The organism is Nonomuraea sp. CA-141351, from assembly GCF_050944675.1.
GTDB lineage: Bacteria > Actinomycetota > Actinomycetes > Streptosporangiales > Streptosporangiaceae > Nonomuraea.
In genome coordinates this window covers 1,439,072-1,452,665 of sequence record NZ_CP191982.1, presented here as the reverse complement: position 1 = coordinate 1,452,665, position 13,594 = coordinate 1,439,072, and the positions used below count along the sequence as shown (strand labels likewise).

Below are 13,594 nucleotides of genomic sequence, written 5' to 3'. Positions count from 1 at the left end.
GCAACGAGTTTAGGCGGCCCTTTGGTGGGGTCGCATCTTCAGGCGTGCAAAGCTGACGCAAGAATGTAAGGATGCGCATCACTGAGGCCGCCAAGCGGCTCGGCATGTCCCCGCGAATGCTCCGATACCGGGAGGCACTCGGCCTGCTGCCACCGGTGCGGGAGCAGGGGGCGCACCGGCGGTTCGGTCCAGAGGAGCTGGCCGCGGTGGCGCAGGGGGTGGAGCTGGAGAAGCGGTTCGACGTCTCGCCGGCCGAGCTGGCGTTCGCGCTGCGGGTGCTGACCGAGCCTACGGTGGCGGCGGCCGTGCGCGACCTCGGGGTTCGGATCGGGCGCATCCAGGTGCCCCGCCGTGCCCTGGACTTCGAGAAGGAGAAGGCGCTCCGCCTGCTCCGCCCGCCCGGCCGCTGACGCCTCAGCCCCTTACGGGCGGCGGCCCTCGCTCCCCTCGAGCGGCTTGATCCCACGTCCACCAGCGTGCCCCCACCCCCCATGCGCGGCCACCCGTAGAGGACCCCACTCCGCGCGGGAAACCCTCTGCCGACCCCGCTCAGGCGGCCGGGGTGGCGAGCTGCTGGGCCAGCCAGGGCAGGGCCTGCGGGAGCTCCCGGTTCCAGGTGTTGAAGTTGTGGCCGCCGCTGGGCAGGAACAGCGACGACGCCCGCATCGGCGGCTTCACCGCGCCCAGGAACCGCACTGTCGCGGGGTAGTCGCTCTCGCCCTTCTTGCTGCTGGTGACGAGCACGTTCACGGGAGGCGCGGGCAGGTTCGCCAGCCGCCACATGAGGTCGTTGCGCTGCTCGACCGACTTGTCCCGCTGGAACAGGTCACCAGTGGTGTGGTCGATGATCGTCTTGAAGTAACCCGACAGCGAGACGGCCGCGGAGAACTGCTCGGGATGGCTCATGACGATCTTGAGTGCGCAGTAGCCGCCGGTCGAGCCGCCCAGGATCCCCCACGAGTCCCGTCCCGAGGCCACCCGATAGTGAGCGATCACGTCCTGTTTGACATCGTTCGCGAAGTACGACTGCACCTGCGGCCCTTGTGGCACGTCCACGCACTCGGTGTCGCGCGGCAGCACCACGCTGGGCCGCATCATGACCAGGATCGTGGGCTTGACCTGGCCCTCGGCGATCGCCTTCGCCATCCGCCCCGGCAGGTCGAGCCGGGTCATGAGGTTGCGTGGGTCGCCCGGATAGCCGGTGAGGGCGATGATCGCCGGGAAGTGCTCCGTCTTGTGCTCCAGATACGCCGACGGCAGGAACACGTACGCCTCCTCACTCAACCGCGTGGACTGGCCCGGCATGATCACCTGCTCGATCCGCCCGCCCGGCACCGGGCGGCTGCTGAGCACCTGCAGCCCCGTGGCGGCGATCGTGATCGGCGCCGTCGCCGTGTCGGTGCCCAGCAGGTCGCTCCAGGAGCTGTAGAAGCCGAAGTACGAGTTCGTCGCCAGCCCCAGGGCGGCCAGCGTGAGCACCTGGCAGGCCGCCAGCACACCCACCCGGCCCAGCACGGCCCGCCAGCTCCTCGCGCTCAGCCGCGGCCAGAGCCACACCGTCGTCACCAGCGCCGCCACCGCGAGCACCGCCGTCGTGACCAGCAACCCGATTGAGGTGAGTCCCATGAGGTATGGAATACATGCCTGCGCGTAAGCACAGAGTTAACACGCTGATTACCACGCGTGGTCTTCAATCCGAGTTGTGAAGCGTTCCTGGATCCCCGCCGTCGCCGGTTACGCGTCCTTGGCGATCGGCCTTCTGGACATCGGCAAGGCCGTGTTCCCCCATTTCGAGCACACCAGGATGGGCGAATGGTCCGACCTCCTGCCGGGCATCGTCTCGACAGTCGCCAGGGCATCCTCACTGGTCATCGGCATCATGCTGGTGATGATCGCGCACGCGCTGCGCCGGGGGAAGGTGCGGGCCTGGCGCGCGGTCGTGGTGCTGCTGCCGGTGAGCGCCATCATGAGCTTCGTCCACCTGCGACCCGCCTCGGCCGTGATCAGCCTCGCCCTGCTGGCCGTGCTGGTGGTGGGCAGGCGCGAGTTCTCCGCGCTCTCGGACCCGCGCTCGCGCTGGCGGGCCCTGGGCAACCTGCTCGTGCTCGGCGCCATCGACACCGGCCTCGGCTATGCGATCATCAGTGCCCGTCCCCGTGTGCTCGCGGGCCATCCGAGCGTGCTCGACCGCCTCGAACACGTCTACCTGGGCCTGGTGGGAATCGAGGGACCCATCACGTTCACCGTCGAGCGGGTCTCCGACCTGGTCTACTTCTCCCTGCTCGCGCTCGGCACGCTCACCGCCGTCACCACGCTCTACCTGGCCCTGCGCCCTGAACGCCCGATCGCGGAGCTCACCGAGGACGACGAGCGGCGCCTGCGCGACCTGCTCGCCCAGCACGGCGAACGCGACTCGCTCGGCTACTTCGCGCTGCGGCGGGACAAGAGCGTGCTGTTCTCCCCCTCGGGGAAGGCCGCCATCGCCTACCGGGTGGTGTCCGGGGTCATGCTGGCCAGCGGCGACCCCATCGGCGACCGCGAGGCCTGGCCCGCGGCGATCAAGGTGTTCATGAACGAGGCCAGGCGGCACGCCTGGGTGCCCGCCGTCATCGGCTGCGGCGAGACCGGCGGTGAGGTGTGGACCCGTGAGGCCAGGATGTCCGCACTGGAGATCGGCGACGAGGCCGTGATCGACGTCGCCGACTTCACGCTGGAGGGCCGCGCGATGCGTAATGTCCGGCAGATGGTCAACAGGACCGAGCGGGCCGGCTACACCTGCCGCGTACGCCGCACCGCCGACCTGACCGGGGAGGAGAGGGAGCGCATCCGGCAGGCCGCCGACTCCTGGCGCGGCACCCAGACCGAACGCGGCTACTCCATGGCGCTCGGCCGCTTCGGCGACCCCGTGGACGGCGACTGCCTGGTGTGCACCGCCCACAAGGACGGCGAGCTCAGCGCCCTGCTGCACTTCGTGCCGTGGGGACCGCACGGCATCTCACTCGACCTCATGCGGCGCGACCGCGACGCCGAGCCCGGGCTCAACGAGCTCCTGATCGCCAAGACCCTCCAGGCCGCGCCCGCCCTGGGCATCAGGCAGGTCTCGCTGAACTTCGCCATGTTCCGCGCGGTCCTGGCCCGCGGCGAGCGCCTCGGCGCCGGCCCGGTGCTGCGCGCGTGGCGGGCGCTGCTGATCTTTCTGTCGCACTGGTTCCAGATCGAGTCGCTCTATCGGTTCAACGCCAAGTTCCGGCCGATCTGGGAGCCCCGCTTCGTGGTCTATCCGAACGCCCGCGACCTGCCGCGCATCGGGGTCTCGGCGCTGCAGGCCGAGGCGTTCATCAGCCTGGGCGGCCCCCATTGGCTTCGTCTGCGCCTTCCCTGGCTGCGTCCGGCCCGGCTCACCTCATGACCCCGCCCCGTACTTCGGCCGGGGTCCTTGAGCGAACGGCTCAGCTCGAGGTGGCCTCGGAGGGCGAGCCGGACGGGGTGGCGCGGAGACGGTCCAGGTCGGGCTCCAGGTAGATGACGCGGGCGATCGGCACGGCGTCGCGGATGCGACGCTCGGCCTCGTCGATGCCATGTGCGACCTCGGCGGCCGTGTCGTCGCGAGCCACCGCGATCTTCGCCGCCACCAGCAGTTCCTCCGGCCCCAGGTGCAGCGTGCGCATGTGGATGATCCTGGCCACCTCGGGCGTGCTCTCCAGGGCGGTCCGGATCCGCGCCTCCATCTCGGGCGTGGCGCCCTCGCCGACGAGCAGCGACTTGGTCTCCATGGCCAGCACGATCGCGATCACGGCCAGCAGCACACCGATCATCAGGGTGCCGATGCCGTCCCAGACGCCGTCGCCGGTGATGACCGCCATCGCCACGCCGAAGAGCGCGAAGACCAGACCGAGCAGCGCGCCGAGGTCCTCGAGCAGGATGACCGGCAGCTCGGGCGACTTGGACCGGCGGACGAAGGCCACCCACGACTGCTTGCCGCGTAGCCCGTTCGACTCCTTGATCGCCGTACGGAACGAGAACCCCTCGGCGATGATCGCGAAGATCAGCACCGCGAACGCCCAGATCGGCGACTCCACCGCCTGCGGTTCGGAGATCTTGTGGACACCCTCGTAAATCGAGAACGCCGCGCCGATCGTGAACAGCACCACGGCCACCACGAAGGCGTAGAAGTAACGTTCGCGGCCGTAGCCGAAGGGATGCTCCTTGGTGCTGGCCCTGGCCGCCCGCTTGCCACCGATCAGCAGCAGCACCTGGTTGCCCGAGTCGGCCACCGAGTGGATGCCCTCCGCCAGCATCGAGGAGGACCCCGTGAAGAAGGCGGCCACGAATTTGCACACGGCGATTGCCAGGTTCGCGGACAATGCCGCAATGATCGCTTTCGTTCCGCCGCTCGCGCTCACCGATCTTCTCCAGTCATAAAGATCACGTACAAAGGCCTGAAAAGGGATCCTATTGCGAAATTCTGGCCTTCAGCTCAGTGATCGCCGACACAGGGGTCGGGTCGATGGCGTATCCCAACGCCAGATACGTGCTCGCGTAGTCGCCGAGCGCGATCAGCGTGGCCACCCGTTCCAGCGGGTGCACGCCCTCTGCCGTGAGCTCCGTCACCGGCACGTCGCGGTCGTTCGCGACCCGTATCGACGCCTCGCGGCGCCGCGCCACCTGGGGGTGTTCATCGACGTCGCGCAGCACGACGAGCCTGAGCGTGCGCCCGGCCGTGTCGGCGAAGATGTCTCGCTCGGCCAGCGGCCCCTCGAAGACCGAGATCTGGTTGTGGTCGGCCTCGGGCAGCTCGCCGTAGATGGCGGGATATTTCGCGTTCGTGTTGAGCTGGCAGGCCAGCCGGTACGCCGCCACCGCCGCCGCGGCCGACGACCCCCAGATCATCGGCACGCTCTCGGCCAGATCCATGGCCAGCGACTTGCCCGGGTTGATGAACGACTCGCTGGACGGCCTGCACCGGTGTGCCATGTCCTCCAGCGTCTTGGCCACCCGTTCGAACAGCTCGGCGTCGGCCTGGACGAGCCGCAGTCCTGCCGCGGCAACGATGAGGGGCATGGCAAGCAGCCAGAGGTTGGCCCTGGACTGGCCGCTGATCGGCACCGGCACGTACGTCGCCGACGCCTGGGTGGCGATGGCCTCAAGCGGGGAGCCCGGAGCGCCCACGCCGAGCAGCGTGCAGCCGCGCCGCACGGCCTGGGTGGCGACGGACAGCGTCTCCTCGGCCGCACCGGAGCCGGAGACGGCGATGACCAGGTCGGTGGCGCCCACCCAGCCGGGGAGCTGGTAGGAGCGCAGCGGCACGATCGGCAGCGGCGCGCCGTTGCCGACGACCGCCGCGAGGATGTCGCCCGCGATGGCCGAGCCGCCCACGCCCACGACCACGATGGCACGAGGGCGCCCGTGGCCGGTCAGGCGGCCGACGACCTCGGCCTCGACGGCGGTGCGGTAGCCGGTGCGTACGTGGGCCGCCGACGCGGCGACCGCCGGCAGCATCCCGCCAGGATCGGCCTCGCTGAGGTGACGCTGATCGTCGAGCCGCTCGGGCTCCCAGGTCACGGCTTCCTGGCCTCGTCGACGAGCAGGACGGGAATGTCATCCCGTACCGGATAGATCAGGCCGCAGCCCGTGCAGGCCAGTTCCTCGGTCTCGGTCTCGGCACGCAGAGGAGCCTTGCACGCCGGACAGGCCAGGATCTCCAGCAGCCAGTCGTCGATCTTCACTCTGACACCCTTCCCACGATGGCGAGGACCTCGTCCCTGATCGCCTTCATCTCGGTCTCGTCGGCCGCCTCGGCGTTCAGCCTGAGCAGCGGCTCGGTGTTGGAGGCCCGGAGGTTGAACCACCAGCCGGACCCGGTCACGGTCAACCCGTCGAGCTCGTCGAACTCTCCCCGTCCGGTGAACGCCTCCCGCACTCGGCGCAACGCGTCGCCCTGGTCCGCCACGGCGCTGTTGAGCTCGCCCGAGGCGTGATAGCGGGAGTAGACCTCCAGCACCTCCGACAGCGGCCGCTCCTGCTCGCCGAGCGCGGCCAGCACATGCAGCGCCGCCAGCATGCCGGAGTCCGCGAACCAGAAGTCACGGAAGTAGTAGTGGGCCGAGTGCTCGCCGCCGAAGACGGCTCCCGTCCGGGCCATCTCGGCCTTGATGAACGAGTGCCCGACCCGCGTACGCACGGGCACGCCGCCGTGCTCGCGCACGATCTCGGGAACCCCGAGCGACGTGATCAGGTTGTGAATGATCGTCGCCCCCGGATATTTGGCCAGCTCCCGCGCCGCGACCAGTGCCGTGACGGCCGACGGGGAAACCGATTCTCCACGCTCGTCGATCACCCAGCACCGGTCGGCGTCGCCGTCGAACGCCAGCCCGATGTCGGCCCCGCTCTCGACCACGGCCCGCTGGAGGTCGACGAGGTTCTGTGGCTCGATGGGGTTGGCCTCGTGGTTGGGGAAGTCGCCGTCCAGCTCGAAGTAGAGCGGGGTCAGCTCGATCGGCAGGCCCGCGAACACGGCCGGCACAGTGTGCCCGCCCATGCCGTTGCCCGCGTCCACGACGACCTTGAGCGGCCTGATGCGCGTGAGGTCGACGAGCGTGCGCAGGTGGTCGGCGTAGCCCTGCAGCAGGTCCTTCTCGATCAACGACCCGCTGGGCGTGGCGGTGACCCCCACCAGCTCGGCGGCCCTGTCGCGGATCTCGCGCAACCCCGTGTCGCCGCCGATCGGCACCGCGCCGGACCGGCACATCTTCATGCCGTTGTAGCGCGCGGGGTTGTGGCTGGCGGTGAACATCACGCCGGGCAGCCCAAGGCTCCCGCTGGCGTAGTAGAGGAGATCGGTGGAGCCGAGCCCCGCGTGCACCACATCGGCGTCGCGCGAACGGGCGCCCCGGATGAACGCGTCGGCCAGCGGCACGGACGACTCGCGCATGTCGTGCGCGACGACGACGGACTCGGCCCCCGTGACTTCGACGAAGGCCGCCCCTACGGCCTCGGCGGTCGGCTCGTCGAGCTCATCGGGCACCACCCCGCGAACGTCGTACGCTTTGAAGATCTTGGCGAGGTCGCCCACTCTCCAGCTCCGCCCCTAGGTCGTTTCTCCGTGCTCATCGAGCGTCTTTCGTCAGCTTAGCGATCCTGGGCAGGACATAGGGTCCCCGAACGTTTCCCATCGTCGCGGGAGGGCATGGGCGCGCGGCCGGGATCGCTCTCTGATCAGCGGCACGTGTTCGGCCTCAGTCGCGTGACGACCGAGGCACGCCTGGAGTCGCGCGGCCTACCGGTCGCGGTGCTGCTGGGCCGACCGCAGAACGCGCAGATGGCCCCTGCGGCCGACTTCGACGCCCTGGCCGACCGGCTCACCGCCACCGGACGGCGTGGGCCGCGCGGCCTCTCTGACCGCGTTGGCCAGCGCCTCGAGATCGTCGGAACTCGGGGAGGCACCGTCCGTGGGCAGCCGTACCACCTCCCAGCCGCGGGGAGCGGTCAACCGCTCGGCGTGTTCGGCGCACAGGTCGTAACAGTGTGGCTCCGCGTACGTCGCCAGAGGGCCCAGAACAGCGGTCGAGTCGGCGTATACGTACGTGAGCGTGAAGACGGCAGGCTGACTGCAGGCGGTGCGGGAACAGCGGCGGACGGGGCTCACGGAGGGACCGTATCTGGTAAGAGTGCGAGGCGCCACTATCTGAGCGCTCTTAACGAGCGTGTCGCCACAATTCGGACACCTGTCGCAGCCTTTCCACCCACATGCCCCGAAGACTCCAGACCCGGAAACCCCGAAATCAACGGGCGATCACGTCTCCTCGGCACCGCGCGCGAGCCCTATTCCGGGCATGCGTTCCACATCATCTCCACTGCCCGCAATCCACCTCCTTGCGACCCCGTCACAGACGACCGCTGACACACGGAAACATGCATTTCGGGATGACACCACTCCCCAGAGCCACCGGCCGAGACCCTTAGACTTGCTGTCGTGACTCAGAAGCGCGGTCCCAGACGGCGCGATCGCCACGGTCGCGGCCTCCGCGGCCCGCTCGCCCCCTCCCACGTGCCCATGGCCAAGTCCCGCAGCGAACGCTTCGACGATCTCGTGCTCGACGCGGTGGACCGGCTCCGCCCCCGCTGGGAGCGCCAGTTGTCGGCCGTGGAGTTCGCGGTGGAGGAGGTCCCACCGCTCAGCGAGCTGGGCGACGGGCCCAGTCTGAGCTCGGACCCGATCCCGTTCGGCCGCGCGGACGCGGCAAGCGGCCAGAAACCGGCGTCGATCGTGGTGTACAGGCGACCACTGGAGGCCAGGGCGAGAGACCGGGACACCCTGGGCGCCATGGTCCACGACACGGTGGTGGAGCAGGTGGCCACCCTCCTGGGCCTCTCCCCAGAAACCGTCGACCCCGGCTACGACGACCGCGGCTGACCCCAGCCCCAGAGACATCATCCTCCGCCAGGCGAGGTCCTCGCCCGCGCTTCGCGCGACGGCAGCTCGGGCTGCGTCCTGCGGGGGCGAGCCCCCGCACCCCTCGGACGCAACCCCGATCACCACACGGCAAAGATGCCCGACCATGCAGCTCATGAGTTGAACATGCTCTGGAAGCTGAATGGCGCTCCTGCGTCCGGTAGTCAGGCAGAGCGGGAACGTGCTACCGGGTACGAAGCGTAGATTGCCAGTGATCAAGAACCATTGGTGGCGTCCGTCCGCACGTGCAGGTGCCCCTCGGTTGGTAAGGCGGGGAGCTGGGCTGGAAGTACGGAGCACAGGACGTATCGGCATTTCTCTGCCACGCGGCAGGAGCCATGGTTGGCCGAGGCATGAAGCAGGTCGAGGCGGCCACCGCTTTGATCAGGCCGATCGCGGCGATGTGGGACGGCTCGAGAGGGTCGTTGAGATACAGGCCGCAGGCCGGTCCGGTGCCTCTGCCGGGCTTCCGGCGTGGAATCCGGAGAACTGGTAGACGTCCCGGCCGGCCGGCCAGATGGCGAAACCCCAGGTGTGCAGGGCGTCCTTAGTCGAGCGTGGCTATCGCGGCCCGTAGTTCGTCGAGCGTCTGGCGCGTGAGGTCAGCGAGCGTCTGCTGATTGGTGCGATCGGACCAGAGGTCGAAGGCATCGTCGAAGGCGCGGGTGCCGAGTTCGGCAGCAAGGCTCGCGGTCGGATCCGGCACGCCGCGCTTGCGGAGTGCGTCGGTCATGGCTCCAGCGAGGCGCGTGCGCTTCAACGCGGCGCGCTCCCGCAGTTCGCTGTTGTCGGCGATGACTGTGAGGAGCCGGGCGGCGAACTCGCGGCGGTCGTCGGTGAAGGTGGCCGTGAGGGCGTCGAGGGCCGCGGCGACCGCCTGCAGCGGCGTGGCTGAGCCAGGCGACGCCGCGATCGCCTCGGCCAGGAGCCGGCTGTGCGTCTCCTGGCCTGCGAACAGCACCTCCCGCTTGTCGGGGAAGTGCCGGAAGAAGGTGGTCTTGGTCAGCCCGGCTCGCTCGGCGATCCCGTTGACGGTGGTGGTGTCGTAGCCCTGCTCGGTGAACAGGTCGATGGCGGCGCGCACCAACCGCTCCCGCGCATTCGGTTCCCATCGAGCCATGGGGGACAGCATAGGCGATGTGACTTGGTGCCGTCACGCCTGCTACCGTGACGGTACCAAGTCACATCACCTCGTCTTGTCCGGACGGGGCGAGTCATCCCCAAGGGAGCTCTTCATGCGCGTCTTCGTCACCGGTGCCAGCGGCCACATCGGATCGGCCGTGGTGCCCGAACTGCTCCAGGCCGGACACCAGGTCGTCGGCCTGGCCCGATCCGATGCCTCGGCCGCCGCCGTCCAGGCCATGGGCGCCCAGGTCCGCCGCGGCGACCTCGGTGACCTGAACGGGCTGCGCGAAGCCGCGGCCGACGCAGACGGCGTCGTCCACCTCGCGTTCGACCACGACACCATGACCGCAGGGGGCTTCGCCGGCGCGGCCGCCGCCGACCACGCCGTGGTCCAGGCACTCGGCGACGCACTGGCCGGCACGGGCAAGACCCTCATCGGCGTCGGCTTGACGCGCACAGGCGACGCCAAGCGCGACGCGGCGATCGACGCCAACCCCCGCTCCGCCACCGCACGCACGATCGCCGGACTCGCCGACCGCGGCGTCCGATCCATACTCGTCGCGATTCCGCCAGTCACACACAGCGCAAGGGACCGGCACGGCTTCATCCCCACGCTGATCAAGATCGCCCGTGACACGGGCGTGTCCGGCTACATCGGAGACGGCGCCAACCGCTGGCCGGCCGCTCACACCCTCGACGTCGCACCCCTCTACCGGCTGGCGCTGGAAAAGGCGCCGGCCGGAGCGCAACTGTACGCCGCGACCGAACAGGGCATCACGGTGCGCGAGATCGCCGAGACCATCGGACGCCACCTGGACATCCCGGCCGTGAGCATCCCCGCCGAGCAGGCCGCCGACCACTTCAAGAACTTCCCGTTCGTCACGCTCGACATCACGATGTCGAATGCGGAAACCCGGCGACTACTGGGCTGGGAGCCGGTCCACCCCGGCCTGATCGCCGACGTTGAGCAAGGCCACTACTTCACACCGCTGCACTAGGCATGCCAGAGGGCGGCAAGCTGCCGGGTGGCCAGCCGGGACGGTATGGCGCGTAGCAACGTGTCGCGTAGCCACGCGGCGATGCCGGTCTGGGAGGTCAGCCGCGATTGCCGGGACGCCGCCAGCATGATGCGGTTGGCGCTGGGCCTGCGCTCGGCGTCGTAGCGCAGGAGCCGCTGGGCGACGTCCGCCGGCTCGGCGCCGGTCAGGTGGCGGGTCAGTACGGCCGCGTCTTCGAAGGCCTGGCTGGCGCCCTGGCCGAGGTCTGGTGGCATCGCGTGCGCGGCGTCACCGAGGAGCGCGATCCTGCCGGCCGCGAACGAGGGCAGGGGTTCGGCCAGGCGGGTGATCGGGTCGACGTAGATGTCGGCGGGCGGGGTGGCCTCGATCAGTGCTGTGACGAGGGGGTGCCAGTCGGCCATCAGGGACAACATCTGCCGGCGTGCCTCGTCCGCGCCGGGCGGCGTGCCGTGCAGGACGGAGTCGGTGAACCAGTACAGGCGGTCCTCACCGACGGGGAAGAGGCCGAACATCGCCCCGCTGCGGCGGTCGACCAACTGGCTGGCGAGCAGGTCCGGTGCCAGGCCGGGAGGACGGGACAGCATGCCGCGCAGGTCCATCCGGCCGGTCCGCCGCAGCCCGGGGTGGCCGGGAAAGAGCTGTGCGCGCAGCTTGCCGGCGATGCCGTCGGCCGCGATCACGGCGTCCGCTCTCGCGACGGGATTTCCACCGCTGATCACGGTCACCCCGGTGGGGTCAGGCTCCAGACGCTCGACCGGGGTCGCGGTTCGCACCAGGTCGGGGGGCAGCGGGGCGCGTAGTGCCCGGTGCAGTTCCGCTCGGTCGATGATGGCGGGCGTCCCGACCTCCTGCTGCGCCTGGACCGGATCGGTGATCAGCAGCGGCCGTCCGCGCCAGTCCCGCAACCCCGCGCGGGTCGCATGCATGACGTGCCCGCGAACGTCTCCGGCCAGCCCCAGCGCGTCCAGCGCGCGGAGCCCGTTGGGCATGACCACGATCCCGGTGCCCGCTTCCCGGAGCTCGGCGCCCCGTTCGAAGAGTGTCACCTCGTGGCCCAGGCGATGCAGCCCCACCGCGGCCGCCACTCCTCCGAGTCCGGCGCCGACCACCACGATCCTCATGAGACCTCCTCGCCGTTTACTACGATCGTACTAGTACGGCTATTGGTAGCGTGGTCGTATGCCGCCCACCAATCCGGCCCGTCGCCGAGCCCTCGCCGATGCCGCCATCGAACTGCTGGCGTCCTCAGGCGTGCACGGACTGACCCATCGCGCGGTGGAGAAGGCAGCGGACCTCCCGACGGGAACGGCCTCGAACTACTTCCGCAGCCGGGAAGCGCTGCTGGTGGCCGCCGCCGAGCGCATCGCCGAGCTGCATCACGCCGGCACCGACCGGGCCACCGAGCAGCCCGCGACGCTGGTCGACCTGCTGACGGAATCGCTGCTCACAGCGGCGACCACCCTGCGCAACCGCTATCTGGCGATCTTCGAGCTGCGACTGGAGGCCGCGCGCCGTCCGGCGCTCGCCTCGGCGCTCGCGGGCCTGCAGGACACGGCGCTGCAAGTCACCGCCGGGCACCACGACAAACTCGGCCTCACCATCCCACGCGAGAAGATCCCCGCCCTGATCGCGCTCTACGGGGGCGCGCTGTTCACCCTGGTCAGCGCGCCGCCGGGGAGCGTCAGCAGGGACGTCGTCCAGAACGTGGTTCAGGTCATCGTGTACGGCTGTGCGGACGCGTCCAGAGATGCGTCGTGAGGTGTCGGCACGCAGGCGCTGAGGCCAGTGGCAGCGCTACCAGTCGAGTCCGTCGGCTTCCAGGGCTACTTGATCCGTTCGAGCAGCTGAACGGTCACGCTGTCCCCCGCCTCCTTACCGATCAGCTTCCGGATGTCCTCCTTCACCGGCAGCTTGTGCGTGCCGTCACCAAGTGCCATGAAGGAGCTCCGGAACGGTCGGCCGTCAATGGTCCCGCGGACCTTCACCAGTCCCCGAGTCCCGAAGAACTCGGCTGAACCGGGCATCACCACGTATGTCCATCCGCCCTTGTCCGGGCTCTTCAGCAACGTCGCCGTGAACTGCTTGTCGAGCTCCTGAACCACGTCGTTCTGACGCGCTGTAACAGCCATCACAGTTCTCCCTTCCGCTCTTCGACGATCTCGAGGCCGTTGCCGTCCGGGTCGCGCAGGGCGAACATCGGCGGGACGCCCTCCCACTGCAGCAGCTCGCCCACGTCGACCCCGCGTGCCACGAGCTCCTTGTGGAGGGAGGTCGCGTCCGCCGTGGTGAGCCGGATGCCCGTCTCGACGCCGGCGGTCTTCCCCGGGGCTGCCGGGAGGAGCGCGATCGAGGTCGCTCCCGGCGGCGCGACCTCGATCCACCGCCCACCCAGCTGCTCGACGGGCGCGTCCAGCCGCTTCTCCAGCCCCAGCGTGCCCACGTAGAACTCGACCGCGCGATCCTGGTCGGTGACGGGGACACCGATGGTCCTGACGCCGGTGATCGCGGTGCTCACTTGCTCGCCCACTTCGGGCCTCCTGTCGTTCGGCTCACTTTGTTGGACTCGCGAACCTCCCGAAACTCATCGCGGGGCCGAGGTGCTATCTCGGCCCCGCGGATCGTCCTCAAAGAAAGCCCATCACGATGGCCGCCGGTTCGTGGGTAGCCGGGCCTTACCGGCGGTCATGACGCGTCCCTCTCCGCGTGCTGGTGGCGGATGGTGAGCGTGTTCCATAGCTGTACGGCTTTGGCGTAGACGCCTCTGCCGGTCTCCTCGTAGCCGTCGCCCGCTCGTCGCAGGATGAAGTACTGGCCGGCTTCGGAACACAGCTGATACTTGTCGCAGCAGGACACTGCGACCACCCGCAGGCGCGGGCCATGTGGGATGTGCGGTTCCCAACGGTGCATTCAGCTCACTCTCGGGGCGCGGCGGCGGGACCGATCGGTATGGGGCGCCGCCGCGCCTGCTCAGGAAGCGGTCGTTTTAAGCCTCTGGTGG

Annotated in this window: 16 protein-coding genes; 5 read left to right on the top strand and 11 right to left on the bottom strand. The window is 69.4% G+C overall.

All coding sequences use genetic code 11. The features are described 5' to 3' along the window. Positions 1-71 precede the first annotated feature (71 nt). Entirely contained in the window at positions 72-410 is a 339-nt protein-coding gene (locus ACQPWU_RS07430; RefSeq protein ID WP_433437909.1) for a MerR family transcriptional regulator, read from the top strand. Between the two features lie 139 nt (positions 411-549). On the opposite strand, the gene ACQPWU_RS07425 is transcribed toward ACQPWU_RS07430, so the two are convergent. Continuing rightward, the gene (locus ACQPWU_RS07425) at positions 550-1,626 is read right to left on the bottom strand and encodes an alpha/beta hydrolase (protein ID WP_433437907.1); all 1,077 of its coding nucleotides are present in this window, start codon (positions 1,624-1,626) and stop codon (positions 550-552) included. Between the two features lie 76 nt (positions 1,627-1,702). Between ACQPWU_RS07425 and ACQPWU_RS07420 the strand changes: the two genes are divergently transcribed. Beyond that, a complete protein-coding gene (locus tag ACQPWU_RS07420; protein WP_433437906.1) occupies positions 1,703-3,409 on the top strand; it encodes a phosphatidylglycerol lysyltransferase domain-containing protein in 1,707 nt (568 codons plus the stop codon). A gap of 40 nt (positions 3,410-3,449) precedes the next feature. Here ACQPWU_RS07420 and ACQPWU_RS07415 read toward each other — a convergent pair whose 3' ends face one another. The 5 genes from ACQPWU_RS07415 to ACQPWU_RS07395 all read right to left on the bottom strand — a co-directional run bounded on the left by ACQPWU_RS07415 (position 3,450) and on the right by ACQPWU_RS07395 (position 7,645). Then, complete coding sequence (locus tag ACQPWU_RS07415) at positions 3,450-4,403, bottom strand: cation diffusion facilitator family transporter (protein WP_433437904.1); 954 nt, start codon at positions 4,401-4,403, stop codon at positions 3,450-3,452. A 49-nt stretch (positions 4,404-4,452) separates the two neighbouring features. After that, positions 4,453-5,562: an SIS domain-containing protein gene (locus tag ACQPWU_RS07410; protein ID WP_433437902.1), complete on the bottom strand. Its 1,110-nt coding sequence runs from the start codon at positions 5,560-5,562 to the stop codon at positions 4,453-4,455. Further along, complete coding sequence (locus ACQPWU_RS07405; protein WP_360690208.1) at positions 5,559-5,726, bottom strand: Trm112 family protein; 168 nt, start codon at positions 5,724-5,726, stop codon at positions 5,559-5,561. The genes ACQPWU_RS07410 and ACQPWU_RS07405 overlap by 4 nt, the downstream gene beginning before the upstream one ends. After that, positions 5,723-7,072: a phosphomannomutase/phosphoglucomutase gene (locus tag ACQPWU_RS07400; RefSeq protein ID WP_433437898.1), complete on the bottom strand. Its 1,350-nt coding sequence runs from the start codon at positions 7,070-7,072 to the stop codon at positions 5,723-5,725. Before ACQPWU_RS07400 ends, ACQPWU_RS07405 begins: the two co-directional genes overlap by 4 nt. A 204-nt stretch (positions 7,073-7,276) precedes the next feature. Beyond that, entirely contained in the window at positions 7,277-7,645 is a 369-nt protein-coding gene (locus tag ACQPWU_RS07395; protein ID WP_106236645.1) for a DUF3499 domain-containing protein, read from the bottom strand. 327 nt (positions 7,646-7,972) lie between these two features. Between ACQPWU_RS07395 and ACQPWU_RS07390 the strand changes: the two genes are divergently transcribed. Then, on the top strand, positions 7,973-8,413 hold the full coding sequence (locus ACQPWU_RS07390; protein WP_360690203.1) for a metallopeptidase family protein: 441 nt from the start codon (positions 7,973-7,975) through the stop codon (positions 8,411-8,413). A gap of 586 nt (positions 8,414-8,999) precedes the next feature. Here ACQPWU_RS07390 and ACQPWU_RS07385 read toward each other — a convergent pair. Continuing rightward, the gene (locus tag ACQPWU_RS07385; protein WP_433437895.1) at positions 9,000-9,572 is read right to left on the bottom strand and encodes a TetR/AcrR family transcriptional regulator; all 573 of its coding nucleotides are present in this window, start codon (positions 9,570-9,572) and stop codon (positions 9,000-9,002) included. 115 nt (positions 9,573-9,687) lie between these two features. Here ACQPWU_RS07385 and ACQPWU_RS07380 point away from each other — a divergent pair, with 115 nt between their 5' ends. Next, the gene (locus ACQPWU_RS07380; protein WP_433437893.1) at positions 9,688-10,575 is read left to right on the top strand and encodes an SDR family oxidoreductase; all 888 of its coding nucleotides are present in this window, start codon (positions 9,688-9,690) and stop codon (positions 10,573-10,575) included. On the opposite strand, the gene ACQPWU_RS07375 is transcribed toward ACQPWU_RS07380, so the two are convergent. Then, on the bottom strand, positions 10,572-11,717 hold the full coding sequence (locus ACQPWU_RS07375; protein WP_433437891.1) for an FAD-dependent monooxygenase: 1,146 nt from the start codon (positions 11,715-11,717) through the stop codon (positions 10,572-10,574). The two genes, ACQPWU_RS07380 and ACQPWU_RS07375, sit on opposite strands and share 4 nt — an antisense overlap. 58 nt (positions 11,718-11,775) lie before the next feature. On the opposite strand from ACQPWU_RS07375, the gene ACQPWU_RS07370 reads away from it, so the two are divergent. Continuing rightward, positions 11,776-12,354 carry a TetR/AcrR family transcriptional regulator gene (locus ACQPWU_RS07370; RefSeq protein WP_433437889.1) on the top strand — a complete coding sequence of 193 codons (579 nt, stop codon included), beginning with the start codon at positions 11,776-11,778 and terminating at the stop codon, positions 12,352-12,354. A gap of 65 nt (positions 12,355-12,419) precedes the next feature. On the opposite strand, the gene ACQPWU_RS07365 is transcribed toward ACQPWU_RS07370, so the two are convergent. From ACQPWU_RS07365 to ACQPWU_RS07355, 3 genes are all read right to left on the bottom strand, one after another. Beyond that, entirely contained in the window at positions 12,420-12,725 is a 306-nt protein-coding gene (locus tag ACQPWU_RS07365) for a DUF1905 domain-containing protein (RefSeq protein ID WP_433437888.1), read from the bottom strand. Then, entirely contained in the window at positions 12,725-13,123 is a 399-nt protein-coding gene (locus ACQPWU_RS07360; protein WP_433437886.1) for a VOC family protein, read from the bottom strand. The genes ACQPWU_RS07365 and ACQPWU_RS07360 overlap by 1 nt, the downstream gene beginning before the upstream one ends. A 155-nt stretch (positions 13,124-13,278) precedes the next feature. Further along, the gene (locus ACQPWU_RS07355; RefSeq protein WP_433437884.1) at positions 13,279-13,503 is read right to left on the bottom strand and encodes a hypothetical protein; all 225 of its coding nucleotides are present in this window, start codon (positions 13,501-13,503) and stop codon (positions 13,279-13,281) included. Positions 13,504-13,594: the final 91 nt, after the last annotated feature.